This window comes from Aneurinibacillus sp. XH2, assembly GCF_001439585.2.
Classification (GTDB): domain Bacteria; phylum Bacillota; class Bacilli; order Aneurinibacillales; family Aneurinibacillaceae; genus Aneurinibacillus; species Aneurinibacillus thermoaerophilus.
Map to the genome: position 1 here is coordinate 1,242,733 of NZ_CP014140.1, position 23,238 is coordinate 1,265,970.

The 23,238-nt window shown below is 46.5% G+C and carries 27 protein-coding genes, 2 riboswitches and 1 other annotated feature; of the genes, 20 read left to right on the plus strand and 7 right to left on the minus strand.

All coding sequences use genetic code 11. The features are described 5' to 3' along the window. Window positions 1–26: 26 nt before the first annotated feature. On the minus strand, window positions 27–782 hold the full coding sequence (gene sleB / locus ACH33_RS06045) for a spore cortex-lytic enzyme (protein WP_091260368.1): 756 nt from the start codon (window positions 780–782) through the stop codon (window positions 27–29). 116 nt (window positions 783–898) lie between these two features. Here sleB and ACH33_RS06050 point away from each other — a divergent pair, with 116 nt between their 5' ends. The 3 genes from ACH33_RS06050 to ACH33_RS06060 all read left to right on the plus strand — a co-directional run bounded on the left by ACH33_RS06050 (window position 899) and on the right by ACH33_RS06060 (window position 2,383). Then, window positions 899–1,171, plus strand: coding sequence for an ArsR/SmtB family transcription factor (locus tag ACH33_RS06050; RefSeq protein ID WP_162265004.1), 273 nt, complete (start codon window positions 899–901; stop codon window positions 1,169–1,171). Window positions 1,172–1,263: 92 nt separating this feature from the next. Continuing rightward, on the plus strand, window positions 1,264–1,659 hold the full coding sequence (locus ACH33_RS06055; RefSeq protein ID WP_057898194.1) for an Asp23/Gls24 family envelope stress response protein: 396 nt from the start codon (window positions 1,264–1,266) through the stop codon (window positions 1,657–1,659). Between the two features lie 181 nt (window positions 1,660–1,840). Next, complete coding sequence (locus ACH33_RS06060; protein ID WP_057898195.1) at window positions 1,841–2,383, plus strand: hypothetical protein; 543 nt, start codon at window positions 1,841–1,843, stop codon at window positions 2,381–2,383. A gap of 236 nt (window positions 2,384–2,619) precedes the next feature. Here the strand turns inward: ACH33_RS06060 and ACH33_RS06065 are convergent, their stop codons facing one another. After that, a complete protein-coding gene (locus ACH33_RS06065; protein ID WP_057898196.1) occupies window positions 2,620–3,114 on the minus strand; it encodes a PaaI family thioesterase in 495 nt (164 codons plus the stop codon). Between the two features lie 157 nt (window positions 3,115–3,271). Then, window positions 3,272–4,288, minus strand: a complete 1,017-nt coding sequence (ilvA, locus tag ACH33_RS06070) for a threonine ammonia-lyase (protein ID WP_057898197.1) — start codon at window positions 4,286–4,288, stop codon at window positions 3,272–3,274. After that, window positions 4,288–4,557 (minus strand) — a binding site (T-box leader). Its footprint overlaps the gene before it by 1 nt. 77 nt (window positions 4,558–4,634) lie before the next feature. Here ilvA and ACH33_RS06075 point away from each other — a divergent pair. The 15 genes from ACH33_RS06075 (at window position 4,635) to ACH33_RS06145 (ending at window position 17,616) form a co-directional block, all read left to right on the plus strand. Then, window positions 4,635–6,581: a helicase-associated domain-containing protein gene (locus ACH33_RS06075; RefSeq protein WP_057898198.1), complete on the plus strand. Its 1,947-nt coding sequence runs from the start codon at window positions 4,635–4,637 to the stop codon at window positions 6,579–6,581. 43 nt (window positions 6,582–6,624) lie between these two features. Continuing rightward, entirely contained in the window at window positions 6,625–7,107 is a 483-nt protein-coding gene (locus ACH33_RS06080; protein WP_057898199.1) for a YlbF/YmcA family competence regulator, read from the plus strand. A 266-nt stretch (window positions 7,108–7,373) separates the two neighbouring features. Continuing rightward, on the plus strand, window positions 7,374–7,691 hold the full coding sequence (locus tag ACH33_RS06085; protein WP_057898200.1) for a YlbG family protein: 318 nt from the start codon (window positions 7,374–7,376) through the stop codon (window positions 7,689–7,691). Window positions 7,692–7,820: 129 nt separating this feature from the next. Further along, entirely contained in the window at window positions 7,821–8,267 is a 447-nt protein-coding gene (locus ACH33_RS06090) for a universal stress protein (protein WP_057898201.1), read from the plus strand. 177 nt (window positions 8,268–8,444) lie between these two features. Next, window positions 8,445–10,511: a hypothetical protein gene (locus ACH33_RS06095; protein WP_057900261.1), complete on the plus strand. Its 2,067-nt coding sequence runs from the start codon at window positions 8,445–8,447 to the stop codon at window positions 10,509–10,511. Window positions 10,512–10,574: 63 nt separating this feature from the next. Next, complete coding sequence (locus ACH33_RS06100; RefSeq protein ID WP_057900262.1) at window positions 10,575–12,554, plus strand: beta-propeller fold lactonase family protein; 1,980 nt, start codon at window positions 10,575–10,577, stop codon at window positions 12,552–12,554. Between the two features lie 114 nt (window positions 12,555–12,668). Further along, complete coding sequence (locus tag ACH33_RS06105) at window positions 12,669–13,796, plus strand: GspE/PulE family protein (RefSeq protein ID WP_057898202.1); 1,128 nt, start codon at window positions 12,669–12,671, stop codon at window positions 13,794–13,796. After that, the gene (locus tag ACH33_RS06110; RefSeq protein ID WP_057898203.1) at window positions 13,768–14,796 is read left to right on the plus strand and encodes a type II secretion system F family protein; all 1,029 of its coding nucleotides are present in this window, start codon (window positions 13,768–13,770) and stop codon (window positions 14,794–14,796) included. Before ACH33_RS06105 ends, ACH33_RS06110 begins: the two co-directional genes overlap by 29 nt. 20 nt (window positions 14,797–14,816) lie before the next feature. Continuing rightward, complete coding sequence (locus ACH33_RS06115; RefSeq protein ID WP_057898204.1) at window positions 14,817–15,179, plus strand: competence type IV pilus major pilin ComGC; 363 nt, start codon at window positions 14,817–14,819, stop codon at window positions 15,177–15,179. Beyond that, the gene (locus ACH33_RS06120; RefSeq protein WP_057898205.1) at window positions 15,154–15,609 is read left to right on the plus strand and encodes a prepilin-type N-terminal cleavage/methylation domain-containing protein; all 456 of its coding nucleotides are present in this window, start codon (window positions 15,154–15,156) and stop codon (window positions 15,607–15,609) included. The genes ACH33_RS06115 and ACH33_RS06120 overlap by 26 nt, the downstream gene beginning before the upstream one ends. A 13-nt stretch (window positions 15,610–15,622) precedes the next feature. Continuing rightward, window positions 15,623–16,012, plus strand: coding sequence for a hypothetical protein (locus ACH33_RS06125; RefSeq protein WP_057898206.1), 390 nt, complete (start codon window positions 15,623–15,625; stop codon window positions 16,010–16,012). After that, on the plus strand, window positions 16,012–16,434 hold the full coding sequence (locus ACH33_RS06130) for a ComGF family competence protein (protein WP_057898207.1): 423 nt from the start codon (window positions 16,012–16,014) through the stop codon (window positions 16,432–16,434). The genes ACH33_RS06125 and ACH33_RS06130 overlap by 1 nt, the downstream gene beginning before the upstream one ends. Before the next feature lie 4 nt (window positions 16,435–16,438). Beyond that, on the plus strand, window positions 16,439–16,936 hold the full coding sequence (locus ACH33_RS06135; RefSeq protein WP_057898208.1) for a hypothetical protein: 498 nt from the start codon (window positions 16,439–16,441) through the stop codon (window positions 16,934–16,936). Beyond that, entirely contained in the window at window positions 16,836–17,366 is a 531-nt protein-coding gene (locus ACH33_RS06140; protein WP_236781977.1) for a shikimate kinase, read from the plus strand. The genes ACH33_RS06135 and ACH33_RS06140 overlap by 101 nt, the downstream gene beginning before the upstream one ends. 58 nt (window positions 17,367–17,424) lie before the next feature. Continuing rightward, a complete protein-coding gene (locus ACH33_RS06145) occupies window positions 17,425–17,616 on the plus strand; it encodes a YqzE family protein (protein ID WP_057898210.1) in 192 nt (63 codons plus the stop codon). 19 nt (window positions 17,617–17,635) lie between these two features. On the opposite strand, the gene ACH33_RS06150 is transcribed toward ACH33_RS06145, so the two are convergent. After that, window positions 17,636–18,469, minus strand: a complete 834-nt coding sequence (locus ACH33_RS06150) for a YqhG family protein (protein WP_057898211.1) — start codon at window positions 18,467–18,469, stop codon at window positions 17,636–17,638. Then, window positions 18,466–20,184: a DEAD/DEAH box helicase gene (locus ACH33_RS06155; protein WP_057900263.1), complete on the minus strand. Its 1,719-nt coding sequence runs from the start codon at window positions 20,182–20,184 to the stop codon at window positions 18,466–18,468. The genes ACH33_RS06150 and ACH33_RS06155 overlap by 4 nt, the downstream gene beginning before the upstream one ends. A gap of 199 nt (window positions 20,185–20,383) precedes the next feature. Between ACH33_RS06155 and ACH33_RS06160 the strand changes: the two genes are divergently transcribed. Continuing rightward, the gene (locus tag ACH33_RS06160; RefSeq protein WP_057898212.1) at window positions 20,384–21,268 is read left to right on the plus strand and encodes a YitT family protein; all 885 of its coding nucleotides are present in this window, start codon (window positions 20,384–20,386) and stop codon (window positions 21,266–21,268) included. 41 nt (window positions 21,269–21,309) lie between these two features. On the opposite strand, the gene ACH33_RS06165 is transcribed toward ACH33_RS06160, so the two are convergent. Together ACH33_RS06165 and ACH33_RS06170 are read right to left on the minus strand one after the other, a co-directional pair. Beyond that, window positions 21,310–21,696: a potassium channel family protein gene (locus tag ACH33_RS06165; RefSeq protein WP_057898213.1), complete on the minus strand. Its 387-nt coding sequence runs from the start codon at window positions 21,694–21,696 to the stop codon at window positions 21,310–21,312. A gap of 68 nt (window positions 21,697–21,764) precedes the next feature. Continuing rightward, window positions 21,765–22,166, minus strand: coding sequence for a hypothetical protein (locus ACH33_RS06170; RefSeq protein WP_057898214.1), 402 nt, complete (start codon window positions 22,164–22,166; stop codon window positions 21,765–21,767). Between the two features lie 285 nt (window positions 22,167–22,451). On the opposite strand from ACH33_RS06170, the gene ACH33_RS06175 reads away from it, so the two are divergent. Beyond that, entirely contained in the window at window positions 22,452–22,634 is a 183-nt protein-coding gene (locus ACH33_RS06175; RefSeq protein WP_057898215.1) for a hypothetical protein, read from the plus strand. A 378-nt stretch (window positions 22,635–23,012) separates the two neighbouring features. After that, window positions 23,013–23,104, plus strand: a riboswitch (glycine riboswitch). After that, a riboswitch (glycine riboswitch) is annotated at window positions 23,105–23,202 on the plus strand. It begins immediately after the preceding riboswitch. Window positions 23,203–23,238: the final 36 nt, after the last annotated feature.

The window sequence follows — 23,238 nt, forward strand, 5'->3', positions numbered from 1 at the left end:
TCGCGAGGTACGTCTGTCTTTGCTTTTTATTTGCAGAAAATGTGTTTTCCAATCTTTTTAATCTGCGGGCGTGTCCAAATCCATGGTGATGTGGCTGTATCCGGGTTGAAGTAATAAAGAGCGCCACCGGTAGGATCCCAGCCGTTAAGAGCATCCTGAACCGCTTTTTCCGCCGTTTTGTTTGGCGTCAGCCAGATTTGGCCGTCCGCCACTGCCGTAAAAGCTCCAGGTTCAAAAATGACGGCGCTTGGGGAATCAGGGAATGATGGGCTCTTTGTACGGTTCAAAATAACCGCAGCTACAGCGACTTGTCCTATGTACGGTTCCCCGCGCGCTTCGCCGTATACGGCATTCGCCATAATTTTTAATTCGTTTTTTGATAGGGCCATATTGGTTTTTGGCAGCTTTTCGCTTGGTTTCGGCGACGGAGATGAAGCAGCGGTTTCACCCGGGCCAGGACGCCAATTTTTCGTCGCTTGCCACAGCTTCAATTTCGTTTTTGGTCCGAGAATACCGTCAATTTTTAAACCGAATTCGTATTGGAAGTTACGCAGCGCGTTATATGTGCGCCATGAAAATACGCCGTCTACTTTTCCTGTATAGAAACCAAGAAACTTTAGCCGACCTTGCATTTCCTTTACGTCTGGCCCAGACGAGCCGACATACACCGTTTGTTTGCTAAAAGCGTGTGTAATCTGGTGTGGAATCCAGGGAAAACTTGCGTATAACAAAACGAACGCCACGCAAAGGCAGACAAGCCATGCACCCTTTTTTCTGTTCATAGGAACCTCCATTTACAAAGTTTGAGCGTAGTTATCCATATTTTGAACGATAAGAAAGAAAAACATGTGTATAATGAAAAGAGAACAAAAAGGCAATGATTGGAGTTAAGGGAACTATGGATAATCAGTTTGAGGAAATGGCAAAAGTGTGCAAGGCGCTCGGTCATCCGATACGCCTGAACATTTTGGATTTGCTGGCAAAGCAGGAGGAATATTATTGCGGTGATATCGTTTCTCTTGTTGGCATGGCCCAGTCCACCGTTTCACACCATTTGAAAATCTTGAAAGATAGCGGACTTGTGGAAACAGAGGAGCGCGGAACGTTTGTGTGTTACCGCGTACGGCGGGAGAAGATGGAGGAACTTTCAAAATTCTTGCTCGCATTTTAGAAAATTTTACGACGCTTTCGGCAAACAAGTTGTCATTGCCCATTTGAAAGAATAAAATGAAAACTAACTAGGTACACAAAGGAGGAATTCCCATGACTGATGATGTAAAAGGAAACGGAGTTGTACGCATTGCGGACGATGTAGTGGCCGTAATCGCTGGAATCGCAGCAAGCGAAACCGAGGGTATCGCAGGGATGTCAGGCGGAATTACCGAGGGACTGGCGCGTAGGGTCAGCGGTAAGAATGTGCAAAAGGGAGTATCTGTGGAAGTCGGGGAATTTGAAGCGGCCATTGACCTGCGCGTTATTGTTTCATACGGTTCGAAAATAGATGAAGTATGCCGGAATCTACAGCAAAATGTAAAAGATGCGGTTGAATCAATGACAGGTTTGCGCGTAGTCGAGGTCAATGTGAAAGTAGAAGGCGTGGAATTTCCAAAGCAGGAAAAAGAGATGCTGCCCGAGTCGGCGGCACAGCGCGTAAAATAAAGCAAAAAGGCTGTTCGGTCTTCCGAAAGCCTTTTTGCTTATACAAATGATTCCATGACCTTTCCTTTACTTGTATAGTGAGGGGAAGGTCATTTTTAGTTATTTACAAACATATAATTGTACATTATAATATTTTGTATAAAAATTGAAAAAAATACAATTTTTGAAAAGGGGAGGTTTTATGAGAAAAACGATAATGTTTTCTTCATTATTTACAGTTTTTTTGATGTTTGGCGGTCAATCAGTTAGTGCTAATGAAATCGCTACACCTTCATCATCCCCAGATGCAAATGCTGTAAATCAAAAGGCACCTATTCCTTTGTCGTTAAGTGATGCATACAAAGTGACCATAGAAAAATCAGATGTCAAAGTAGAGGATTCTGCCCAAGTTGTGTCTTCTCAAAAGGATGTAATTCCTTTATCATTAAGCGATGCATACGAAGTAAGAGTTGAATCATCAGTGCCGACTTTAGTAAACGGCGTAACAGTAAACAAGCCAGTATTTAATTTCTATTTCAAAAACATAGTAGTAAACCAATCGTATACGATTTCTCAAGACAAATCATTTGTTGTTAAAGGTCATAGTTCCGGGGTGAAAATTACAAAAAATCAAGTAGTTGGTAATACCAGAGAGATTGCTTTTTATGTTACAAGTAAAGGACAGCACACGATAACATTAGAAAACGATCACGAGATTAGAAACTTGATTTATCAAACTCAATAAATTGTAGTATTTTATTCCTTTACGCTGGATTTGGACAGGGACTATCTGTACTTTCCGGTTTGACAGACACTCCACACGGCTGAAGCGGTCAGATACCTGGGGTATTAGCGTCCGCGAGCCGTTTCCGTTTTGGACAACACCCAAGTTTAGGGGCGTGTCATCACCTCATCTGTTCTACGGTGCTACACCGCATGTACCTACATGGACGGCTCAGCAATGGATGAGTGCAAAGAATGCTATCTTGGCTCGATGAGATAAAACGTCCCGGTACCTGCCAGAACGAGTCGGCTTTGGTCATTATGTATTTTGCATTCACACACGCACAATGTTTTGCCCCTTCTGAGAACGGACGCGGTAGCGATCAGTTTATCCCCTGTTCCTGGCGATAAATAGTGAACATTCATCTCGGTTGTTACTACTTTATATCCGGTCGATCGGCTTGCAACTGAGCCCATGACTGCATCAGCCAATGTAGCCGTAATACCGCCGTGCACAATGTTTAAACCGTTGAGCATAAACGGGGTGATCGGCACTTCAAAACGATATGTTCCATCTTCCAGATATTCTCCCTGCAATCCGAGAAAACCGGACAAATAAGCAGTTTTGCGTTTGCGATCACGCATATATTCGATAGCTTGGCGCGCGAGGTAGAGAATTTGCTGTTCGTCTTCCGTACCGTTTTTCAATGTATCTCTGATAAATTCTAGCAATGATTCCTGATCTTTCTGCATTTTGCATCATCTCCTTAATAGTGGAATGTTTTTTTTATTATAACTAAAAAATAAGAAGGGTGTCCCAAAAATGATGGGGCACCCTTTTGCGTTACCATATATACGCATAGAAAATATTGCATTCCGTTTGCGATCAAATGACCTTTTGAGATAGTCTCTATCCTACGAGCGCCTGGGAGGCGAGCATAGATAGACGGGTGAGATCCACGTTGCCGCCGCTTACTACGAAAGCGACTTTTTGCTTTGGCAGGGAAAGCTTGCCTGAAATAAGTGCAGACAGGGCAGCAGCGCCCGCGCCCTCGGCTAACACTTTGCTTCGCTCAAGCAGCAAGCGCATGGTTTGCTTGATGTCTTCTTCGGTCACAAGAATAATATCATCTACGAATTTGCACATCATGGCGAGCGGGAGTTTTCCCGGCATTTTTACAGACAGTCCGTCTGCGATGGAAACGGGATGTGAAATCAGCACCTGTTTTCCTGCCTTCCAGGATAAGTAGCCGGAATTTGCCTCTGCAGGTTGAACGCCGATGATCTTGACGGAAGGTTTGAGCGCCTTGGCCGCTGCGGCGATACCGCTGATAAGACCGCCGCCTCCGATCGGGACGACAATGACATCCAAATCAGGATTCGCTTCAAATATTTCGAGCGCAATGGTTCCCTGCCCGGCGATGACATCCGGGTCATCAAACGCGTGCACGAACGTACTCCCTTCTTCCGCTGCAATTTGCCTAGCTTTGGCGCAGGCATCGTCATATGTGGCGCCATGCAGCACGACGCGCGCACCGTATCCTTCTGTTGCCTGTATTTTTGTCTTTGGAGCATGCGCTGGCATAACGACGGTTGCAGGGATACCGTATTTTTGGGCGGCAAGCGCCACACCTTGTGCATGGTTACCCGCAGAAGCGGTAATCAGACCGCGTTTCCTTTCTTCTAAAGATAGACTGACGAGCTTATTATAGGCGCCGCGGATTTTAAAGGCCCCTGTTTTCTGCAAGTTTTCTAGTTTTAAGTATACTTCGCAGCCGCACATCCGGCTGAATGTTTGCGAAAGGTGAAGCGGTGTCTTATGGATCACTCCTTTCAGACGTTCGCCAGCTTTCTGTACTTGTGCAAGTTGAACTTCGTAATTCCCAAGGAAACCACCTCCAATAATAATAAAAAAATCCCGTCCCATACAGGGACGAGATTGCTCGCGTTACCACCCTGATTCCGCTGTGTTTTAACTCCATACCAGAAATGTGTATACTTACATACAGCGGCACCTTATTCAGCGTACCATCATACGCCGTTCCCGATAACGGAGGAAAGCCGGTCGCTCCTACTGCAATGTTCGGATGACACCTCAGAGGGGATATGATGTTCCTGCCGTTCACTGACTCGCAGCTACCGTCAGCTCTCTGGGGAACGGGAAAGGAAATCACGTGTCCTCATCACAGGTTATTCTGAATATTAGAGTATAAATAATTTGGAAAAGTTGTTGAAATTATAACAAATCAATTTGTTTCCCGCAAGAGGGAAAAATGATAAATAGCGAAGGTGGAACGATGAAGATAAGGGATGTTTTTGAGCAGCTTAATACGCGGCTGTTGTGGAGACTCGCGGAAGAGAATGCATGGCCGTTCACATTCGGGGAGGCGGAGGCGCCGCTTGATGAAATAGCAGCTTACATAAAGGACGCGCGCACCATTGAGAAGACTTGGCAGGTACTATCCAGAGAGGAAAAAGAAGTATGGTTGCATTTTTTGTTTCGCGTTGGAGAAGATATTGTGACGTACAGGCAAATGGAGGAATATGCGAAAGCAGTGTCGCCGATTGTTGCATACGCGGGTCTTACCGGATTACGACGGCGCGGACTTATTTATACGCTGCGGCGTCTGTGGGGGGAAGTAGTATATTTGGCGCCGTATGATGTGCAGAGAGCATGGCGCGCTTGGCTTTTGCCGCGGGTGCTGTCAGAAACGCAAGCAATATCCGTAGATGCAGAGTTCCAATCTGTTACGCCGCTTGTTCATGTGCTTTTCCGCCTGCTGCAAACGCATCGCCACAAACCGATCGCGCTTACTAAAAAGAAAACGATGACAATGAAAATGCGTCGCGTTTGGCAGGCAGTTATCCCGTATGCGGAAGAATGGTTCGCCCCGCTGTATCCAGAAGCGTGTGGAGACGGTGCGGCACGGGAACGATTTTTTCTGGAATTGCTTGCTGAGATGGATTTATTGCGTGAGCGGGAGTCAGAAACCGGGCTGGAGTATATTGTCCATGAAACGGCGGCGGCCCGGCTGTTTCATGGCGCGGAAGCGGATGTGCAGCGCCGTGTTTATCAGCAAGTGAAAGAAAAGCTAGGCAGGCTGGGGCCTTGTAATCCTGTCATTTTGGATTGGATGGAAGCGAAAGGTGTGAACACGTTTTCCCTGAATGAATTGCAGGCAGCGGAAAATAGGCTTTTGCGGGAGAAAAGCCAGGCCAATCAGTCCAAACACTGGCAGGTGTTTGCCGAAAATATATGCGCTTTGCTTACCGCTTTTGGATTTATTTCTAGGACGGGAGAAGGAATGGACGCGTCTATGCGCTGGAATATGAATTTGACAGCCAATGAGGAAAATGCCGTAGCGAATTATGGTATCGGGTATGTCCAACCTACGTTTGAAGTGCTTCTGCTGCCGCATGCATCATATGAGGTGCGCTGGCGTCTTGGCAGGTATGCAGAACTGGTAGAGCAGCAGGAAGTATGGGTGTTTCGCCTGACACGGCAATCAGTGCGGGCGGTGAAGGGGGAAGAAGAGAACGAAGCGCTTATCCGTTTGCTTGAGCAAATTCAGCTTGAGGTTCCGGATAATGTACGCGTGCAACTAGAGCAATGGATGCGGAGCGAACCAAGCGTCATGCTCGAACAAGTAGTGCTCGTGCGCTGTCCGGATGCAGAAACGGCGCAACAGCTAGCCGCTTTGCCGGAATTTGCTCCGTATTGGCGTGCGAGAATCGGCGAAAAAGATTTTATTGTAGATGCGTCGCAGGAAGCAGCGTTGCGAGAGGCTTTCACGCTCCGCGAGATAAATATAAACCAAAAAAGCACGGCAAAAGAGCCGAGTGAAGCGGGACGGTTTCCATCGCACGCCTCGCATTCTATTGGGCTTGCGGAGAACGGATATAAGATTGAATCTGTATTCCCTGCTTTTGAAGATGTTTTGCCTGAATTAAAAGATGTACCGACGATATGGCACAAAAATTTCCAACGATATCATCATTCAACGCTTCGCACGTTGCTTATGACTGCGCGTTCGCTTGGCATCCGACTAAAGCTGGAAATTAATAACCGGCCTATAGAAAACGCCCGCGTGCTTGATATACGCGCAGAAGGCGGAGCGTATCGGCTGACGCTTGATGCGGAAGGGCGGATGGAGAACATAAATATGGAGAATGTAGGGAGAATAAAATTAGAGCTGCCCGCCCTTTGGAACGAGGACTAGGCAGAGAATATGCAACATGGTACAATGATACCGAGGTGAGAATATGTCAGGTCAGACAGCGACTGTATCACCGCTTGATTTTTATGAAGTGATGGAACGAGCGCATCGCATCGGAGAGCAGCTCGTGGCCTCTGAGGAAATGAAACGGTACCTGGAATTCCGCAGGCGGATGGAACAGGACCCGGAGGCGGAAGCGAAGATTGCTTCCTTCAACCGCATGAAGGAAGCGTATGAGGAAGTGCAGCGATTCGGAAAATACCATCCAGATTATGATAGAGTCACTCGCGAGATTCGGCAGAAAAAAAGAGAGATGGAAAAAGTAGCAACTGTCGCCGCTTTCAAAAAAGCGGAAAATGACCTGGATGAGTTGTTGTACCGTATCAGCCGCACCATCGCTGACGCGGTTTCTGCGAGCATTAAAGTGCCGAGTAACAATCCGCTGTATGAATTGGCGGGTGGTGGCTGTGGTAGCGGCGGGTGCGGGACGGGCGGTAGTTGTGGCTGCACTGTTAAAAAGGGGATATAAAGATGGGAGGCTGCTCCTTCTGTCTTGCAAGGGCCGCTTGAGAGATCAGGCGGCCTGATGTACATTTGATTTAATATGTCCGCGCTTTTGCGGGCAGAGATAGGAATGTCAGAGTGGATGATATTATATTCTTGATACAAGCAAGTGAGGTTTTATAGCGTATAAGTTAGAACTAAGGGAACTTATAAAGTTGTCATTTTTTAGAGCCTCAGTGTTTGATAACAATCATCGCTGATGGATACTATACGAAAAAGGAGAGTCGGAGAATGAGAGAGCGACGTGTCGGGCTTGCGGTGTATGTCAAGAATATCAAAGTGGCTCGTAACTTGCGCAAGTTTGGCAATATTCATTACATATCCCGTAGGTTGAATTATGTATCCATGTATATCGCCGCAGATACGTTAGAAGAAACGATTGAGAGAATTTCCCGGCTTGACTTTGTTACTAAGGTGGAGAAGTCTTACCGCCATGAAATTCCGGTACATTATGATAATGCAAAGCCAGATAAAGCGAAAGAATTCGACTATAAAATGGAAGAATCGCAAATCTTGTCTATCGCCAGGGGAGGAGCAATGGAACGATAGATGAGAGAACAGGCAGCATTCCGTTTCGTAACAAAATTGTTATAGTTCCCCTTTTTGTTTGTTGGAAAACAGTGTAACATTGTTTTAAAATAATAGGGAAGGGATTTTGCAGAATGGGGGAAGTAATGTATGTTTCAAAAAATTTTAGTAGCAATTGATGGCTCTGAAATGGGAGAAAAAGCGCTAGATGTGGCGCTTGCCATCGCAAAAGAAGAGCAAGTTGAACTCAGCTTGCTTCATGTGGGAAAAGAAGTTGTCGTTTCGCCGTATATGGTCGGAGAAATGGCTTATATTTCTAAACATTATGATATTGATTTTAATGAAGCGATGAGAAAAGAAGCCGAAGAATTGCTAAATAAGGCGAAAGCAAAAGCCGAGGCGAAAGGGGTGGCGGCAACGCCTGTCTATCTAAAGGGAGATGCGGCACGGCAAATCGTGGATTACGCGGATAAAAATAAATATCAGCTTATCGTGATCGGCAGCCGCGGGCTGAGTGGCTTTAAGGAAATGATGCTCGGCAGCGTTAGCCACAAAGTGTCGCAGCTAGCGACCTGCCCGGTGTTGATTGTGAAGTAATACAATGCAAGCAAAAGGAAATCATTCCTGTTTTTTAGCGGGGATGATTTTTTCTTGTCTTTTTTTAGGAAGACAATTATACTTAAAATTAGATAATGAGAATCATTTTCATAATAGAGGATAGAGGAGTGAAGGGGTTTGCAAGAGAGAAAGAAAAAATACCCGTTTCGCACGGTCATGTCGATAAGCTTAGCTTCCGTGCTTGCATTTATGAGCGGCTGCGGTACGAATGAAAAGGCAGCCATGACAGGGGAAGACACTAAGGCGAAGAAACAGGAAGCGAAACAAAACGTTTCCGTACCGGTTAAAGATTATACTTTTGATACGGCCGGCAATATGTTTGCCTATACGGAATTTGAACTGTCGGGCGAGCCGATGGTAGAAGCGCTTGGCTTAGATCTGGATGTGCTGGATGCGGCGAAAGTTGATCAGCCGACTGTCTTTGATTACACGGCCGGAATTGAATCGTATGAGTATTCGGAAGAGGCGATGTACGAAGTTGTGGAAAAATCAGGCCTTGGTCTTCATATGATTCACGCGCCAATGATCAAACAATTGGCGCAGAAGGCGGGCAAGAAAGAGAATGAAATGTTGGCGCAGCGCTTTATTGAGTTGGCGAATGCTGCAGGACATAAGCCGGATGAAATTCCGCGCAACATGTATCCGACGTTTATTGAGTACAGCAAAGGCGATCCGCACTATATTCAGCCTGTGGACACATCGAAATTTGCCGACGGTGAGAACGGTACATACATTCCGAAATATCAGGTCGACTTTAAAACGCTGCGGTGGGATCGCGATAAGATGGATAAAACGCTGGTTCCGGCTGCGTATGGCTCCGTCTTTTTGAAACAAGCGCTATGGGCGAGCGACTTTTTAGGAGCAATGCACACGATAGACACGGAAGAGGAAGTGGAACCAAAAACGGATAAAGATGACGAAAACCCGAACATTGCCTTTGGCGGAGACTCTACTGATGGTCTTCAAGGTTTAATCATGTCCGAGCAGATGTGGAACAAGGCTGCATATATCCGGGATTCCCTGTTTTATAATCCACAAACCGGAAAACTAGGCAAAGCGGAAGGCGCTTCTTATGATCCGAAGAAGCAGCTTGTGTACCTGCCGCATGCCATTGCCGTTACGGAAAACGGAGATAAGGAATATACGGCAGCTACGTCGCTTGAAGTGAAAGATCCGCGCAGCTTGCTACAGGATCAGTGGCTGATGTTATGGGCTTTGTCTGAATACTTTGGTATGACAGATCAGCGGGAAGCTAATGCAAACACGAATCCGGCATTCCGTGCCGTATATGACGGAAAGCCGTTCCCGGCTGCGCCGAAGCAAAATATTGATAACCGCGCAGATAACGATATTCGCTCGGATGATCCGTATTCCATTAACCGTGACCTGTTGTTGCAAATCTTCAAAAATATTCAGATGATGCACTGGAATGATAAGGAAGGCGTGTTTATTGCTGAACATGATGGTAAGCAGCAGGGCATGCATATGGATACATTTGATGCCGCATATGCTATGGAAGCGTTACGCATTTTCCAACGTGCGTTTGATGGCTTACCGGTTGGCTACGCCAGCGGGGACGATGCCAAAGGATTGGAGACAAAAGAAGGAAAAGCCGCGCTTGACATGATCCGCAAGCAGGCTGACTTTATCATTTCCAAGATGATTGATGAAAAAGGATTGGTGGCTAACGGTTGGACAGTGGGCAAAGGCAAAGACGCAGATGCGCCGACACTGAAGGCACAAACCGGCGCCATCCGTGGCTTGACGGCTGCGTTTCTAGCGACTAAAGATCCAAAATATCGTGAGGCAGCACGGAAAATTTACGCGGCTATGGATAAATACATGTGGGACGATAAAGTGAAAGCATATAAAACGTCAGGGGATCAATACGAGTATGATGCCGTTGTCGCAGGCGGTGTTTCTGGAGCATTACGTATGGGTATTGCTTCCCTGCATAACATAGAAACCGATAAAGAAAAGATTCCGGCACTTGATCGCAAGACCATTATTTCGCGCTACGTCGATTTTTACGATCGCGTAATTGATGGCCCGGCGCTTGACCAGGGCATGCAGACGAGCGAATTCTGGGATACTGGAGACTTTTATAAAGAAGGCGACAAGTCCGGTAATACAGATGGTGATAACGTGCCACAGATTCAAGCTGGTCACGGTAAATATGGTATCGCGCCGGTACTTGTTCCGGTTGAGGTGAAAAGCAAATAGGAGGCTATCCTCCTATTTTTGCTGTTTATTATTATAGAAAAAGAAAATGCGGGAGCAGAAAAAATGAGGAAATGGAGAATTTGGATTGCCGCCGTGTTCGTTCTGTTAATGATGCTGAGCGGATGCAGCGAGAAAGAGACTGTAACGCAAGAAACGGTGACGCGCAATGCCCCGGTTTCAAGCAATAGCATTGTCAAAAATCGGGCCGGGGATGTATTGTACACGGCTAATATTGATGTTAACACCGTATCGGTGATCGATGTGAAGCAGAACAAAGTTACCGCAGAGATTGCGGTAGGCCGTGAACCGCGTCAATTGGCGTTAAGCCCGGATGAAAAAACGTTGTACGTTACGTGTATGTTTGACAACAAAGTTGATGTTATTGATATCGCCGTCAAAAAAGTGACGGCGTCGATTCCGGTCGGTATCGAACCGTTTGGCATCGTGACGAGTCCGGACGGAGGAAAAATATATGTTAGTAATTACCGTTCTTCCACATTGTCTATCATTGACCCTGAGAAACGAGAAGTAACAAAAACGATAAAAGTTGAGGAACGACCGCGCGGGCTGGCGTTAACCACGGACGGAAAAAAACTGTATACGGTTCACTATTTGTCCGGGCATATTAGCGTGGTTGATACTTCCAAAGAAAAAGTGGGAAAAATAATCGCTTTAGCTCCTTCTCCGGATAAAGAGGATCGCAAAAAGAGCCAGGGGCTTCCAAATACGGTTGAGCAATTCGTGATTGCGCCTGACGGTAAGACCGCTTGGGTACCGCATCTTGTAACAAATACAGATACGCCGATTCATTTTGAGGAAACTGTTTTTCCGGCGATTTCGGTTATCGATCTTGAAAAAGATGAAGAAATCAAGCAGGAACGTAAACAATTATTTGAGAAAATGGATGTGCGAGATGTAAAAAATGAAACGATAATCGTGTCTAATCCGGCCGATGTAGCATTTATGCCGGATGCAAGCAAAGCGTTCGTGCTTATGTCGGGCAGCGAAGATTTGGTTGTATTTGACTTGGTCCGGGGCGGTAAGGCGACTCAAATCGTGCGGCGCATTCCGGGCGATAACCCGCGGGGGATGGTGCTGTCGAACGATGGAAACGAACTGTATGTGCACAATGCAATGAGCCACAGTTTAGCTCGCATTGAAACGGGCGGGAATGAGGCATATGCGGAAGCGAAAGCAAAGCCTGAAACGTTGCGGTTGATTGCCAAAGATTCATTGCCGCCGCTTGTCCGGAAAGGGAAAACCATATTTTTTAGCGCGAATAGCGATAAATTTGCGGCACCGATTACGGGGAATAACTGGATGAGTTGCGCGTCTTGCCATGCGGACGGGGACATTAACGGATTAACACTAATGACCCCGAAAGGTCCGCGTAACGTACCGAGCAATGTGCTGGCGATGCGTACCGGATTGTTTATGTGGGACGGCAGCCGGGATGATTTTACGGATTATCTGTTGACCGTACAGGGGGAGATGGGCGGTTTGACAGCGTATGATCCGGGCAAACCATTACCCCCGAAAGTTGAAGAAATGTTTACCGCTTTGAAAGCATATCTGGAGTACTCGGATTCGTTTCCGGTGCCGAAAAGTCCGTACCGTAACCCTGACGGTACACTAACTGTGAAAGCGCAACAGGGTAAGGTGTTGTTTGAAGGCAAAGCGGGCTGCATTACGTGCCATGCCGGAGAGACGATGACCGATAGCGTAAAAGCGGTGGATGCGACAGGCAAGCTGACGACAGCTAATACGCAATTCCTTCATGATGTTGGTACAGCAAGCCAGCTTGATAAAGGTACACCAGGCGATCCGCGCGCCAACTACACCAATCCGCGGAGCAAGGAATTGTTTGATACGCCGACATTGCGCGGAGTATGGGCTACTGCGCCATATTTGCACGATGGTAGCGCCAAAACGATTTACGATGTGCTTGTTACGCGTAATAAAGAAGGGAAGCACGGAAATGTTAAGGGGTTGTCCGACGAAGAAATTTCTGCCCTTATTGAATATGTAAATTCACTTGAATAAGCGATACGTAAGCCGTCTTAAAAGCAAGGCGGCTTTTTTTGTGTAAAATTTTAGGAAAGTTATTTAAAATTTACCAATATATGGTATAATTTATAAAAAAAGGAGGTTGGAATCATGGTTGAAGATGTAACGGGATATGTGACAGAACTGATCGAAAAAGGAATCGAATATGGCGCAAGCGATATCCATTTGGAACCAGTGCCTGAAGGGATCATGGTTCGGTTTCGTCTCGATGGCTATTTGCAGGAGATGGAATGGAAGGAAGAAGGGTGGGGACCGCCGCTTGTTTCGCGCATTAAATTAATGAGTGGGATGGACATTGGCGAACGCAGATTGCCTCAGGACGGTGGCTTCGCATTTCAGACAAAAAGTCGGGAAGGTAGAAGCAGCTCTATCGATGTGCGGGTAGCTACATTACCGACGATTTACGGGGAGAAGATCGTGCTACGCCTTTTGCCTCATGATACGAAGTATCGCTCGTTGGCTTCGCTTGGCATGAACGAAACGGATGTGTTGCGAGTGCGCCGGATGCTTGCGAAGGCGCAGGGAATGGTTTTGATTGCAGGTCCGACAGGAAGCGGAAAGACGACGACCATGTATACGATGTTGCATGAATTGCAGCAGCGTGGGCGGAACATTGTGTCCTTGGAGCAGCCGGTTGAATATCGTATCCCGGGTATTAACCAGGTGCAAATTCATCCGCGGGCCGGTCTGTCCTTTCATGAGGGGCTGCGGGCGGTGCTGCGGCAGGATCCTGACGTGATTCTGGTTGGCGAAATCAGGGACAAGCCTACCGCAGAAGTGGCAGTGCGAGCCGCGTTAACTGGTCACTTGCTTCTTTCCACCATTCATACGCTTGACGCAGTAGGTACTGTTTTGAGGTTGTTGGATATGGGGATTGAACCTTACCTTGTTAGTTCGGCGCTTACCGGGGTGATTGCACAGCGTCTTATCCGCAAACGATGCCTGCGTTGCTACGGTCGAGCTGTGGATTGTACGGCCTGCCACAGCACGGGCTTTCAGGGGCGTGTCGGCGTCTACGAAGTGCTGCAAATTGATGAAGAGTTTCAGCCGTATATTTTAAACCGTTGTTCTGCGGCCGTAATGCGTCGATATCTGGAGGAAAGTGGATTCGTATTTCTTTCATCCCTTCTGGAACAGAAATTGGCGGAAGGGGTGACGGAGGGAGATGAGCAGGGGCAATATCAAGCGTATGTTCCGACGGGCGCGCTGGCCCGATGATTCGCTTGCGTATTTGAGCCAGCATTTGTCTTACTTGCTTGCGGCCGGTATTCCGCTTCTTGAAAGCCTTTCTTTGATTCTGCATCATTTCACTCCAAGAAAACGAGAAGAATTGCTGCGTGTCCAAAAAAAGCTTGAAAGTGGTGCATCGCTCTCCGCCGCTTTGCAACAAATAAACGTTCCGCCTTTATTTCTTTCCCTTGTGGCTGCTGGGGAGCAACACGGTCGCTACGATTCTAGCTTAGCGTTCGCTGCGCGTTATTACAGGCGGCGCGCTATCTGGAAACATCAGCTGTGTCAACTTGTCAGCTATCCTTTGCTTTTGCTGGTGTTATCCTGCGTATGTCTTTGGTTTTTGCTTCATATTACTTTGCCTCATTTGTTCTCCATATACGATACGATGCATCTTCCGCTTCCGCCGCTAACAGGATGGTTTATCCGCGTGCTCTCCGTTTTGCCGGCATCCGGCATAGCCGTTATGGGAGGGGCGGCATTGGGGACGGGCGTCATTTGGCTGTTTTGGAAGAGAGAGTCACTTATGTTTTTCATGTTGCGTGTGCCTATTTTGCGTTATTGGCTCAAATTGAAAATCACTCACTATTTTGCATTGCAAGGTGGGCTTTTGCTTGAGGCGGGCATTTCCGTGCTGGAAGTTTGTCAGCTGTTTCAGGCGAAAGCGCCCTGGCTATTCGTTAGAAACATCATGCAGCAGATTGAGGCAGAGCTAAAGCGCGGCCATCCTCTCAGCCGTGCCCTGCAATTCCATAGCTGCTTCACTTCAGAACTGGTGCGTTATGTTGAACTCGGGGAAGAAGGGGGGAAGGTAGCCGAATGTTTATTGTTTTATAGTGAACAAATGGAGAGGCAGATAAGACAACAGGTAGAGAAAACAATGCGATGGTTAGAGCCACTTATTCTATTGTTGGTCGGAGGAGTTGTGCTTATCGTTGTTTTGTCCTTTTTTTTGCCGGTGTTGCAAATGATGGGCGAACTGAAATAGAGCCAAAGGAGGAAAGAGCCGTGCTTTCGGGACGCGCAAAAAAGAAGGAAGCCGGGTTTACTTTAATTGAACTTTTGATTGTTGTCGCGATTATCGGAGCGTTTTTAATGGTCGCGTTTCCCAATTACAAAAGCGCTGTTGCCAATGCGTATTCGCGTAGTTGCGAAGCAAACCAACGGTTAATCCTTACGGCTTTGGAAGCCTATGCGATTGAGAATGGAAACGAATATCCGCCAGCTGCGAACGCGCTGGGCGAATTGGTGGCGAAAGGATATCTGCATGAGGAGCCAAAATGTCCTGCTAAAGGGCAGTATAAAGTGGAGGTTTCATCCGCTGAGAAGAAAGTGACGGTGACGTGTGATAAACACGGGACGGCGAAATGAACAAGGTTTCAGTCTTATCGAGGTTACGATCGTGTTTGCGATCTGGGCCGTATTGCTTTCATTAGCCGTGCCTTCATTTTTGCAGATGGTACAGCGACTTCAAGGACAGTGTTTTATGGAAAAGTTGAGCGTGGATATCATATATGCTGCAAACGAGGCGTTAAGCCAGCGGGGAAAGGTCAAGATAGAGTTTTCTATTGATTACAACCAGTATGTAGTGAGGCGAAGTTGGCAGATGGGAAGAAGGATCGTTAATGTGCCCCGGGGATTTACGATATACTCTAATTTTAATAACGGAACCATCGTTTTTAATGAACTGGGGCACGTAGGGCAGGCAGGTAGTTTTTATCTTGTTTATCCAGATGGTATGAAAAAACGGCTTACGGTGTATATGGCTAGCGGTCGTGTTGCGGTTAGCACGGTTAAGTAAGGGAGAAGCGAAGGTGCGCGAAAGAGGATTTACGTATATCGAAGCTCTGCTGGCAATGGCGTTACTGTCCGCAGTCATTCTCTTTGTCCATGAAGCGCTGTATTACACCGCGAGGGAACGGGAAGAGAAAATGTATGAAACGCAAGGTTATTTGTTCGCGTATTCGCTTGTTGAACAATGGAAGGCGGGGCTGACGATAACCGGAACAAGCCAAGAGTTTCGCGGTACACTTTACGAAATGCGACTGATCCCGGGCAGGGTAACGAACCGGGTGGAAAAATGTGAGGTGGAAGTACGGTGGGAAAGCAGACGCTTAGGAAGAAGGTATGTTCGGTTTACTGGTTACCGTTTCGTGCCCGTCAAGCCTGGAACACCGTCCGCGACAATCGGGGGATTACCTTAATGGAAACACTGGTTGCATCCGTTGTTTGTTGCCTGGTTTTGATCGCAGCCTCTTTGTCTTTTGTCGAAGCGCAGCGGCAGTTTGCAAAAGCAAAAGCGGCGGCCATATTGGAGGCGGAAGCGCGCGGATTTTTCGCTTATGCGGAGGAAGAAATTCGGCGCTGCGATCGTTTCCACAAAAAGAACAATCAGTTATGGTTTAAGGACGAGAAGGGGAACGATATTGTTTATCAACAGGTCGGGAATAAAGTCGTCCGAAAAATGAAAGATGGGTATATTTTTTTGGCTCAGTATGTGAAAAAGTTTGACTTTGAAGCAGAGCAGCAAGGGTGCCGCTTTCACCTCGAATTGAAAAATGGGGAAGCCGAGTGGAAAGGAAGCATTTTTATCGGAAAAAGGGTAGAATTTGCCGGAATGGAGTGATATAATGCTGAAAAGTTTCGGCAATTCGCGCGGTTCCGCTTTTTTTATTGTGCTTGTTTATACGCAGATTTTATGCTTGATTGTACTGCATCATTTGTCTGTCTTTAGCACGTTGCGGCAAATACCGCGCAACGATGAGGAAAGAATGAAGATGCATTATGCTACAGAAGCAGGGCTGTATTTGAGAATAGAGGAAGCGCTTCAGAATTTGCAGGATTTTTCGCAGCGCGAGTATCAGATAGGAGACGTAACTGTGAAAGTATTAATGGAACCGTGGGGAACGAAAGAACTTTGGTTGTTGGCGGTAGGAAGCGCTCCATTTGCTTATGCGCACCGTACACGTTTATGGTGTACGGTTGATAAAAAAACAGGAATCATGACGAAGTGGAGTGAGTATAAGATTGACGACTCAGATTATCCTGATTGGGTTTATGGGAACCGGGAAAACGACAGTTGGCCAGGCTATCGCCAAGCGGCTTGGCTGGAAGCAAGTAGATGTTGATCATTGCATCGTGGAAGCTACCGGAAAGGAAATCCGGGATATTTTCAGGGAGCAGGGCGAAGAAGGGTTTCGAGCGCTGGAAACGAAGATGTTGGCCCAGGTATTGAACGGTTCGATTCCGCAGGTAGTGACGACTGGAGGCGGGGTAGTAACCCGGAAGCAAAATGTGGAATTGATTGTCCGCCATGGTCTTGCTGTTGCTTTGCGCGCGACACCGGAAACGATTGTAGCCCGGTTGCACGCGGATGCGACCCGGCCGTTGCTTGCGGGGGATGTAGAGCGGAATGTCAGGCGCATTATGCAGGAACGTGAAGGATTGTACGATTTTGCCCCTGTCCAGCTTGTGACCGATGGAAAAAGCGTGGCTCAGATTGTGGACGAACTATGGGCACATCCGGCGTTTCGGCGATTTTTGACGCAGAACGATTGAAAACGGGGGGAAACGGACACGCTATAAGTAACAAGTGATATTGAGGAGGCGTGTGCGCATGTCTTCACAGGAATATGTGCGATATTTGACCAAACGTTTTGTCGAGTATCTGGAGACGCCGAAGGAGCAGCGGGTAAAAAAGCCGAAAGAAGCGTGGATGTATCGCTGGTTCGGAGTGCTGCCGCTGGCGTTTGGCATGTTGTTTCACCGGAAGCGAAGGCAAGACAGAGGTAAAAACCCGGGCGCGTAACTATGCCGCGCCCGGGTTTTCATGCGGGGGGCGCGGGTGTATGGGACAGATAAAACACTCCGCCGTTAATAATTTCTACCTCAATCCGTGGCTCGTATTGCCAGCGTAGTTCTTCCGCTCGTTTTTCTTTATGATTCAATACAGGTTCTTCATTTTCATCTTCGGTTGCTGTTTTTCTTGCGTAAAAGTGTTCGATTTGCGCAAGTTCGGCCGCAAGACGTGAGCGGGCTTCGCAGGCCCATGTTTTATCTTCTGCGTCAATGGCTGTTTGCACGTGCCGCTCAAGATGCTGGACGGCTGAATCAATGCTGAAAATCGGACGCATGGTATAAGCGTAATCCGGCAATACGGGAAGGATGTTACGCGCCTCAAGATAGTCGAAAAAGTTTTCTTTGATTTGCCCGTGTATAAGGTTTATTCCGAGCGAAAGGAGCCGATCTTTTTTTCGATCACAAATAAAGGAAATTTTGTAGTTGATGCCGAGCCATGGAGTTAGGGCAAAATGTAAGTTAGAGCCGTTCGGAGGATCAGTGTGCTCATACAGGCGGATATAACGGCCATGGCGTTGTGCGGAGGCGAAGAATTGCTGCAACCGCGGTGAGCCGAAGGTAATATCCTCCCCGTTCACCCCTTCAGGAAGCGAGGCATTATCGAAGATAAACGTCATGCACATTGGCTGCGGCTCAAGGTTTAGCCGTTCCACGTACGTCCAATAGAAAGGACGGTTTCCCAGATCTTTATCAACCTCGATTGGAAGTTCTACTTTGAAATAGGCAGGATGCTGTTCGACATAATGGGCTTGATGGGCGGCGAAATATCGCTCAAGAAAAGAACGGACCTGGGCTTGGTTCAAGGTAGCACCCCTCCTTTCCATGCATCGGTTGTCGGCACGGCCGGTTGAACCGATTCGCGTACCGATTGGATGACCTGGCTTAAATTGTCCATCTTAATTGTCAACTCTCCTTCGCATTGTGAAGATAGAAGAATATCAATGACATTTTTCTCGAATGACTTCTGTAAATGAAGACGGTCGATGATTGTTTCCAGTTCACCGATCACCATTTCGAATAGGTTGATTTTTTCATACAACAGATGGAGAATTTTTTCCTCGATGGTTCCTTGGGTAGCCAAGTTGTAGATATAAACATCTCTCGTCTGCCCGAGGCGATGTACGCGGCCGATCCGCTGTTCAACACGCATTGGATTCCAAGGCATATCATAATTGATAATCCGATTGCAGAATTGCAGGTTAATGCCTTCACTGCCCGCTTCTGTAGCGATTAGCGCTTGAGCTCGGTGTTCAAACAATTGGCTCATCCAATCCTTTTTGCTCCGTTTAAAGCCGCCGCGGAAGAGAACGGACGTTACGCCATGCTGGGCGAGAATATGCTGCAAATACTGTTGAGTTGCCCGATATTCGGTAAAGATAATAATTTTATCATCCGCTTCCTTGATAATTTCGATGACTTTTTCCGCTTTTCTATGGGTGGTCACTTGCTTAAGAATATCCAGCAGTCTGCGGATTTCCTGGCGCAATGGCGAATCTTCGGGCGCACGGTTGTGCATATTAACCAGCGTGACAAGCGCCGCGTCCCGGCTGCTGCAAATTTCGCGCTGCAACGTAATAAGCGCGAGCGGGTTTTTGTACCCGCTGCCTTCGCTATGATACTGTTCTTGTACAAAGCGGGTTACGCTGTCGTATAAATGCTTTTCTTCCGGCGACAGTTCGATAGGCACGGTGATGACGTGGCGGGCTGTAAATTCGACTTTGCCATCGGCGCGCCGGTTGCGAACCATCACTTTTTTTAACTCTTTTTTTAGCATCTCGTTGTTTTTTACTTGACGTTTTCCTTGGACGTAGCTTTGCTGGAATTGCGCTGATTGCCCGAGATGACCCGGCTTTAGGAGCGTAATCAGGTTGTACAATTCGTCAAGTTTATTTTGGATCGGAGTGGCGGTCAACAACAGACAATATTTCTTTTTGAGTTCCTGGATAAATTGGTAGTTTTTTGTGTTTTTATTCTTTAATTTATGCGCTTCATCCACGATAACCAGGTCATACGATTGATTGAGCACGATATCGCGGTGAGGCGGGCGTTTTGCCGTATCAATCGAAGCGACAAGAATATCATATTGAGTCCACATGTATTCTTTGCGTTGCGCCGCCGCTGAGATCAAAAATTTGTTATTTAGTTCGCGCACCCACTGCACGACAAGCGAAGCAGGCACGAGAATTAGCGCTTTTTTGACCAGACCGCGTACTATATATTCTTTCAATACAAGACCAGCTTCAATGGTTTTTCCGAGACCTACTTCATCTGCAAGCAGGGCGCGGCCATGCATATCGCAGATGACCTTTTGCGCCGTCTCAATTTGATGCGGCAGGGGCGTAAAATGTGGCAGATGACGCAGGCACTGCAATTCATTGAAGTCATGCACCGCGCTTGCTCGCGCCGCTTCCCATGCCAGGCGGTACAATTCTCTATGGTGCCAAGGTCCGTCTTCTGCCATTCTCGCCTTCAATCCGTCAATCCAGTCTCTTTGAAAAGAAACAGGGATGTCTGTCATATGAAATCCACCCTCTTTTTTCCGATGCATACGCAAATGTAGCATGCGCAAAAAGGCAAACATTTATACAAGTTACCGGCACTCATCCTCCATTTCTTTTTGTCAGACCCATGTGAGTAAAGCCTGTATTTTATGTGCTTTTTTGAGTGCAGTTTTGGTATAATATAAGTGAAAAAATTTACGTATTAGGAGGAAATTCGTGGAGTATATTCAAGCACACAAGCGCACGCACAAACGACTTTCGACACCCAAAATTTTAAAACGTGCCCTGTTTATCATACTGGGTGCTGCTCTCGTATCGGTCGGGCTGGAAATTTTCCTTGTACCGAACAATATTATTGATGGAGGAATTGTTGGTGTTTCTATTATTCTTTCACATTTGACAGGACTTAAGCTGGGCATTTTCTTATTTTTTCTTAATCTTCCATTTCTTTTTGTCGGATATAAACAAATTGGAAAAACGTTTGCCATATCCACATTGCTGGGCGTTGCAGTGATGTCGTTAGGTACAACGCTTCTCCATCCGGTTCAGAAAGTGACGGCTGATCCGTTGCTTGCGGCTGTGTTTGGCGGAATCATCTTGGGCATCGGTGTGGGAATGGTGATCCGTTACGGTGGTTCGCTTGATGGTACAGAAATTGTCGCTATTTTGTTTAACAAAAAAATGCCGTTTTCTGTCGGGGAAACGGTTATGTTTTTCAATATTTTTATCTTGGGTAGCGCCGGATTTGTATTTGGCTGGGATCGCGCTATGTATTCGCTGATCGCGTATTATATCGCGTTTAAAATGATCGATGTGACAATCCAAGGGTTGGATGAATCGCGTTCGGTGTGGATTATTAGCGATAAATATGAAGAAATCGGTGAGGCCTTGCTCGCGCGCTTGGGCCGGGGCGTTACGTATTTGAATGGGGAAGGCGGATATACAGGGGACAATAAAAAAGTCATTTTCTGCGTAATTACCCGTCTGGAAGAAGCAAAGCTTAAAGCGATCATCGAAGATATAGATGAAGCGGCGTTTCTTGCAGTCGGCTCAATCCATAACGTAAAAGGTGGAAACTTTAAAAAGCTGAACGTTCATTAAAGCAAAAAGACGGGGCAAAAGCTTTGGCATGCCTCGTCTTTTTACTTTTCCGGCTTGCGGTGAGATGGAAGCCGAAACCGTTTAGGGGGAGCGATCGGAGGAATAACATATCGAATGACGAGGGCGGCCGGCAGCACATATCCTACCATCGCTTCGATCATTGCGACGCCGCGCGCAAGACCAAAAGGACTTAAGTCGCCATACCCGACGGAGAGAAGTGTTATCGCGCTAAAATAAAAGGACCGGGTAATCCGGTCATACCATTGGTTTTGATGCGCTGCTGAGGCGTAATGATCAAGAATAAACCCAAGTCCCAGCCATTCAAGCGCGCAGTACACGAGACCGAAAGAAAGCACGAGATTCATATAGAGCAGAAATAATAATAAAAAATTATACCAAGTTTTCTGTCCCGCGATTGTCGATTTCATTTCCTCACATCCGTTACATACACATAGTAGAGAGTGTATTTGTACATGTGTATGCTGAAGCGAGAAAGTTATAGCCGTGATCTATAGAAATTTTCGTGGGACTCGTCGTTTTGTTTATCGGATTTTGTCTTGTCTTTTTGTACGCTGAGCAAATGATTACGCAATGTTTCAGCACATGCTGCACAATATTCACCGGATGAGATGAGCGTATCACAGTTTTTACATTGGTATTGTAAGTTTGGGTAGCGTGCAAGATCAAAGTATTTCTGGCGAATCAGGTACTCGATATAACGAACCGGAATGTCAAGATCTTGAGAAACCTGGATTAGGGGAGCATTCCGTTTTTCTTTCTGCTTTAAATAATCGCGAATGCGTTTCGCAGTATCCAGCTCTTTGCTTGCGCAGTCGGGACATACGGGTTTTGAAAATTTCATAAATACTTTGCCGCATGCGGCGCAGTTTGACAACATCTGTCTATCCCCCCTCCTTTTTCTTATACAAAGGGTTTTTGGATACTTTTATAATAAGGTTTTTTATTTACTTTTTCCTCCGCTCTCCGCTGAGATTTAGTAAAATAATTCTATAGTAACAGGATATAAGGCTTATATTTTAGGTGTTGAATCCGCAAGAAAGAGATGAAATAATGGATAAGAAAGGTAGAATAACTAAAATTGCACAGGCTCTCCCTACCTTTACTATTAGCGTGGGTGGGAGCAGTTGAAACTTTCAGGCCATAAGGAGGGACACACATATCAATGGAAAAAAAACCGTTGCTTGGCCGGATCGATGAACAGGGGAATTTAGTACTGCCACCGGAGATTCAAGAAATTCTGGGATATGGAACGATTGAGATCGAGGTGGAAGGCGATTGCATCGTATTAACCAAGACGGAACCTATATATACATGTGTCTTCGAGCCGAGACGTAATAAGAAATAGATGCACCAGAAGAAACGGGGCTTGTGCGTTCCATTTTTTGTTAGGTGAGGGAGTTGAAGAAGTAAGTTTTTCAAATTTCGGTTTATACCGTAATACAAGAGAAAGGCGCGTGGGGTGTTTCCATTGCCTATTTATTTCCAAAGAAGAGAAGCGTGTGGAACGGAGAACAAGAAAGAATGATAATGTTCGAGTTTACATCACTTTTCTCATGTTTTTAGAAGAGATATATTATTTTTTTGTTTTAAAAACAAATGTTTATAGCTGTTTTTTGTTTTTTGTTAAGATTTTATCAAAAAAAGCATTGCATTTTTTAAAATTCATGGTACCATAGAAAAGGATTACATATTTGATTTTTGCCAATAATAAAATATCGTGCGGATGAAAGCAGAGGGAGAGAACGCGCTTGATGCGTCGCCGAAGGAGCAAACCCACCTTATCAATCTCTCAGGCAAAAGTACCTCTGCGGGACGCGCCTCTGGAGAGAGCTCGCGCTTTGAGCGGGCCACCAAAGGGGAAACCGGCGCTTTGAGAAGCCGGGTAGCTCTCAGGTACAAAGGACAGAGATGGGGATGATACCCTATTTCTGTCCTTTTTTATGGAAAAA

What these genes read in the sequence shown, in the direction of transcription:
- ACH33_RS06145 (WP_057898210.1), top strand. Translation starts at nt 17,425, where the DNA reads ATGTCTTCACAGGAATATGTGCGATATTTGACCAAACGTTTTGTCGAG.
- ACH33_RS06090 (WP_057898201.1), top strand. Translation starts at nt 7,821, where the DNA reads ATGTTTCAAAAAATTTTAGTAGCAATTGATGGCTCTGAAATGGGAGAA.
- ACH33_RS06175 (WP_057898215.1), top strand. Translation starts at nt 22,452, where the DNA reads ATGGAAAAAAAACCGTTGCTTGGCCGGATCGATGAACAGGGGAATTTA.
- ACH33_RS06170 (WP_057898214.1), bottom strand. Translation starts at nt 22,166, where the DNA reads ATGTTGTCAAACTGCGCCGCATGCGGCAAAGTATTTATGAAATTTTCA.
- ACH33_RS06055 (WP_057898194.1), top strand. Translation starts at nt 1,264, where the DNA reads ATGACTGATGATGTAAAAGGAAACGGAGTTGTACGCATTGCGGACGAT.
- ACH33_RS06060 (WP_057898195.1), top strand. Translation starts at nt 1,841, where the DNA reads ATGAGAAAAACGATAATGTTTTCTTCATTATTTACAGTTTTTTTGATG.
- ACH33_RS06155 (WP_057900263.1), bottom strand. Translation starts at nt 20,184, where the DNA reads ATGACAGACATCCCTGTTTCTTTTCAAAGAGACTGGATTGACGGATTG.
- ACH33_RS06065 (WP_057898196.1), bottom strand. Translation starts at nt 3,114, where the DNA reads ATGCAGAAAGATCAGGAATCATTGCTAGAATTTATCAGAGATACATTG.
- ilvA (WP_057898197.1), bottom strand. Translation starts at nt 4,288, where the DNA reads ATGGGACGGGATTTTTTTATTATTATTGGAGGTGGTTTCCTTGGGAAT.
- ACH33_RS06105 (WP_057898202.1), top strand. Translation starts at nt 12,669, where the DNA reads ATGGTTGAAGATGTAACGGGATATGTGACAGAACTGATCGAAAAAGGA.
- ACH33_RS06095 (WP_057900261.1), top strand. Translation starts at nt 8,445, where the DNA reads ATGTCGATAAGCTTAGCTTCCGTGCTTGCATTTATGAGCGGCTGCGGT.
- ACH33_RS06165 (WP_057898213.1), bottom strand. Translation starts at nt 21,696, where the DNA reads ATGAAATCGACAATCGCGGGACAGAAAACTTGGTATAATTTTTTATTA.
- ACH33_RS06080 (WP_057898199.1), top strand. Translation starts at nt 6,625, where the DNA reads ATGTCAGGTCAGACAGCGACTGTATCACCGCTTGATTTTTATGAAGTG.
- ACH33_RS06100 (WP_057900262.1), top strand. Translation starts at nt 10,575, where the DNA reads ATGAGGAAATGGAGAATTTGGATTGCCGCCGTGTTCGTTCTGTTAATG.
- ACH33_RS06075 (WP_057898198.1), top strand. Translation starts at nt 4,635, where the DNA reads ATGATAAATAGCGAAGGTGGAACGATGAAGATAAGGGATGTTTTTGAG.
- ACH33_RS06110 (WP_057898203.1), top strand. Translation starts at nt 13,768, where the DNA reads ATGTTCCGACGGGCGCGCTGGCCCGATGATTCGCTTGCGTATTTGAGC.
- ACH33_RS06130 (WP_057898207.1), top strand. Translation starts at nt 16,012, where the DNA reads ATGGAAACACTGGTTGCATCCGTTGTTTGTTGCCTGGTTTTGATCGCA.
- ACH33_RS06050 (WP_162265004.1), top strand. Translation starts at nt 899, where the DNA reads ATGGATAATCAGTTTGAGGAAATGGCAAAAGTGTGCAAGGCGCTCGGT.
- sleB (WP_091260368.1), bottom strand. Translation starts at nt 782, where the DNA reads ATGAACAGAAAAAAGGGTGCATGGCTTGTCTGCCTTTGCGTGGCGTTC.
- ACH33_RS06085 (WP_057898200.1), top strand. Translation starts at nt 7,374, where the DNA reads ATGAGAGAGCGACGTGTCGGGCTTGCGGTGTATGTCAAGAATATCAAA.
- ACH33_RS06135 (WP_057898208.1), top strand. Translation starts at nt 16,439, where the DNA reads ATGCTGAAAAGTTTCGGCAATTCGCGCGGTTCCGCTTTTTTTATTGTG.